The sequence below is a fragment of the Wolbachia endosymbiont of Mansonella ozzardi genome, from assembly GCF_020278625.1.
Lineage (GTDB): Bacteria > Pseudomonadota > Alphaproteobacteria > Rickettsiales > Anaplasmataceae > Wolbachia.
This window is the reverse complement of the sequence record NZ_JADAKK010000050.1, coordinates 3045-7615: the sequence shown is the minus strand read 5'-3', so window position 1 is coordinate 7615 and position 4571 is coordinate 3045. Positions and strand designations below refer to the sequence as shown.

The 4571-nt window shown below is 30.8% G+C and carries 1 pseudogene; it reads right to left on the bottom strand.

Annotation, left to right across the window (positions count from 1 at the left end):
* Positions 1 to 3492: 3492 nt before the first annotated feature.
* Positions 3493 to 4089 (bottom strand): annotated as a pseudogene (holA, locus tag IHO40_RS04745) (DNA polymerase III subunit delta); the annotation flags it as partial.
* Between the last annotated feature and the right edge of the window lie 482 nt (positions 4090 to 4571).

Sequence of the window (4571 nt, the reverse complement as noted above, 5' to 3'; positions counted from 1 at the left end):
CTTTTTTTTCCAATAATTTATCGAAATCAAAAAATTTCTATTTCCAATAAATTTTCTATTTCAAAAAATTGTTTTTCTCTCACTTTTTTTAAATCAAAAATTTAGCGTTTCTCATTTTGATAAAATGAAACTGATTCATTCAGTCATTTTAATTTAACTAAAACAAAATCAAGAAAATTTTCGAAACATTTTTTCTTTATTTATTTACTTCTAATTCAGTGAAAAACATCTGTTTATTTAATCATTCTTTTATCGGATATGTTTACATGAATTCTGAATGATGTAAATTTTATAGAATTTTGGTTCGTCTTGAATATGTTAGATTTTATAGATTCTGAATGGTGTGGATTTGGTAAGAGCATATTTCACGGATTATGATGACGTATATCTGATATATCTTAGTGGCGTCGTCTTCACTGAATTTGCGTGACGAAGATTTGATAGATCTTGAGTGGCGTATATTTTCGTAGTTTCTAGATGACGCTTACTTGATAGAGATTAAGTGGCGCACATTTCATAAATGCTGGATACGTGAGACAAATTTTGGAAGGCATAATTTTAGAAATTAAGAGAAATTTATTTACATTGTAAAGAAGGATATCTGATATGAATTTTTCCGGAATTCATAAAAAAGAGGAATATTTCTTTGTGAAATAAAAGTAACGAATGCAGCAAAATGCAATGTCAAGCAAATCACAGTATCTATGATCGTATATAAATGATTTACAAGCGAGCGTAAGAAAGATTAAATCGAATGATAAAAGATCAACGGAAAATTCGAGAGACGAATGAAAGAATTCGAGAGATGGGTTTCGAACCTTCGTGAGACAAAAGCGATTTAGGAATCCGGTGGTTATGATATGTTAGAGGTCACTTAGCAACAAGCATAATAAACATTTCTTCAGCAATTCTAGCAGTTTGAGTAATTTTTGGAATAATTGAAAAATTGTAAATTAGAACGAGAAAAACCACCAACTAGAAGAAAACGGTAAAAGACAATAAGAATTGAAAATTGAATTTAATAAATATATCATAAATTGATCGATCAATAAGCTGATGCTTTAATTAACTAAAGAAATTAATTTACCACTTCGTGTAACTGCATGGAATGAACTAATAATGAATAAGTACTGAGCTCAAATTCAGACTAAAACTAAATGTTCTAGTCAAGTTTTTTGCGGAATTTCATGAGGGATGAAATTCAAACAATGGCATCAGACATCGGCCAAATTCCCAAATTGAAAGCTAAAAATGTGTCAACCACTTCCGGCTACCATTCATTCGATCTAATCTTTTTTCTTTCATCTTTAAAATCATCGCATAAAAATTCATAGATGCCGTCAGAAATCGCTTAATTTTGCTTCATTTCAATACAGTCATTTCACAAAGATGTTTCTTTTATTTTATGAGTTCCGAAAGGATTTAAATCAGTTATCATTCAATGTAAATAAATGGAAAAAGTTCACTGGAAAAATTATTTCATTGTAAGTCATTTTGTATTATAAATTTTTGCATTGATTTCCGGAAAATATTAAAATATTTCAGCTCGAAAGAATCAGCTTGCCATTAAAAAGTAGAAATGAAATGGAGATGTTTCATTTCATGTAGAATATCTGCTAGAGAATAATCAGAAATCCTAAATATTTCTTTTGTTGACTTTCCTTTATTTTCCAATCTTTAAAAAATTAAAAAAATTGAAAAGAAGAATTTGAGAGTTTGAATGAAGTTTCAAATTATTTTTCACCATTCAATTAGATTGTCAGTTTCAGCACTATAGACCTTCCGCTGACAAAGCCGAAAGCTTAATCTCAAAAAATTTTAAATTAATTTTAAATACAAATTGTTTAAAAAAAAAGTCTGGAAAACCGATGTAAAATTTATTTTCTCTAAATTAAACTTTTCTGTTCTTGTTGTGAAAAATCTCCACTTTACCAAAATAAAAATATTAACCTTATTAATTCTTTATATAATCTAAATTGCGATGCAATCAGCTTATTTGTTTGCTCACTAAGCAACGATTTATAAATATCTTGGAGAAATTCAATTAGGCAAAAAAAAAATCATGGATTCTAAATTCGATATGGGAAAATTATATCAACTGTTATCCACATGAATAATTATCCATACGAATTACTGACTAGTTAACTGACTAGTTTGTGTCACTTTTCTTATACTTCACACTGACTCTCTTGTTTTATTTCACTTTCTCATTCTCTCTGTTTATTTCAACAGTTTTAAACCAATTTAGAGATTTTTGATTTATATTTTATTGCAGACATATGAATATCTTTTTTTGGGTAACTCAGATTTTTCTATCACTGTCAAAACAGGCGCAAATTCCAGTCAACCAAGGGATTCCGGAAATTCCTATGAAAAAGTCAAATGATGAACAATTAAATTACAGTCAGTTGTTCACTACCATCAAATTCTCAATAAGCTTAAAACTTGTTCTTCTGTCCATCTTTCGAATTCTCTAGTAATTTTCCTTTCGTCCATTTTCAAATCACTTCATAAAATGGACAGAAATAAGATCAGTATCTGCTTAATGTTGCATTTTGTTGCATTTATTCAATGAACAATGTTCTTTGTTTTATGAACTCCGGAAAGATTCATATCAGACAATCTTCTATCTAATATAAATTGAAGGAAATTTGAAAAATTACAACTATTTTACATATAACAGATTTTAGATTGTCAACACTAATGCATTTATTGAAAACTTATCCACTGGTCATCTGCGCTGTTATCGTAATTCAAGTAAGTTCTCAAATAGCTTTCAGACTAGAAGCATTAAGAAAGAAAGCCATTGAAAAAGTGCAAATTTTATTTTTAGGGCTGCCAGCCAGTACCAGGCAAGCCAGGACGACAAGGACGGGATGGAAACATAGGAGAGCCTGGAGAACCGGGAGATGAAGGATCACAAGGAGAACAGGGTCCAAAAGGACATTCTGGAATTCAAGGTCCTCCAGGACCGAGAGGTGATGAAGGACCAACAGGGGAACCGGGTGATCAAGGGCTGCAAGGCATGAGGGGAGCAAATAATGCACCGGCACGATAAATGAAGCAAATAATGGAATTTTCCGATGGCAATGAATCAGTGATATTTGTTCTCTTTTGGTTTTTCAATTTGCATCAGCATATCGCAGATTTGTTCTTGGTCCTGATTATGTCGTAAAATTAGTAGGTCCGAAATAATATTTCGGAATTTACTTATACAATACTGTATTTAAATACTGCATTTCATAGAGCAAATCTTTGTTTCATCTTCAAATCTTAATTTTACCATTGCCAATGTTTAACAATAGAAATTTATTGGAATTTGATCGAATTTTAAACAGAAAGAAGGTGTAGACAGAATAGCATTGCAGGAACTTTTGAATTATCGTGTTAAAGAAAAAAATGCAGATTCAGCCATAAAATAATACCTTAATAAGTTTTATACTATACCAAAAAAAACCTATTTGGAAGGCCTATAAGTTTATCAATAAGGCTTCAGCAAAGTATCGTCTGACCACATGGATAACATCTATCAACATCACCATACTCAGTTTTTTTACAGATGACCTCTAATCTTATCAATCTTTCTAAGATCCTCCTAAGTTCTAAAAGTTGAAAATTTTTCAAATGAAGCTTGAAATTCTGCAACTGCTTGAAGAACAATGGGGGGCTCAGCTGATCAATTGCAGCTTGCTCGCTCATTCCGCTTTGTATCGACAGCAAAACGTTTTCAAGGCGCAGGAAATAATTTGATATAATACGAATTAACGCTATTGGTGAAAAATTCTCCTGTAATATCAGTGTATCGGAAATTTTGATAAAACTTGCCATATCTTTATTTGCTATAGCAAAGCACAGGTTATCAAGTGTAACATAATCATTGCTAGAGGCTGAAAGGCACAGTTCTACATCATCAAGTTTAAGATCCTTTCTCTCCCCCAGAAACAAAACTAATTTCTCAAGTTCTGAGTATATAAGTAGCTTGCTATGATTAAAGTAAGACTGCAAATGGTAAATTACTTCACTTGTGCATTTTACGTCGTTTTGTTTCAAGTAACTGAATACAGTGTTGTAAAGATTACTGCTACTATCAACTTTTAGTTATTTCAACTTTAATTACACTGCCAGAGTTGAAGATAAAATGAACAAGGATCGTTGTGTTCGCATGTGTTACATCGGCGTTTGCCACAAATTAACAATTTATATAACTAAGTAACTCACTGAATACAAGTGGTTACCACACAAATATTTGGTTAAATTCTTTGCGGAAAAAAATTAAACGAAAAGCAGATAGCTGACATCGAATATTAACCAGGTTCCCAAATTATTTCTATTTTTCGAAAGTTAAAAATCTGTCATTCCAACCAAATTCTGAATTCTCAATCAACTAATTTGAAGATTAATGTCTTCTATCATTATTCGATCCAATCTTTTATTCTTTCGTCTTTAAAATCATCGCATAAAATGATCATAGATATTGTTATCATTCGCTTTCACAAATAAATGTTCACTTTATGAATTTCAGAAAGATTCATATCAGATATCTCATTTCTCAATGTAAATGGAATATTTCC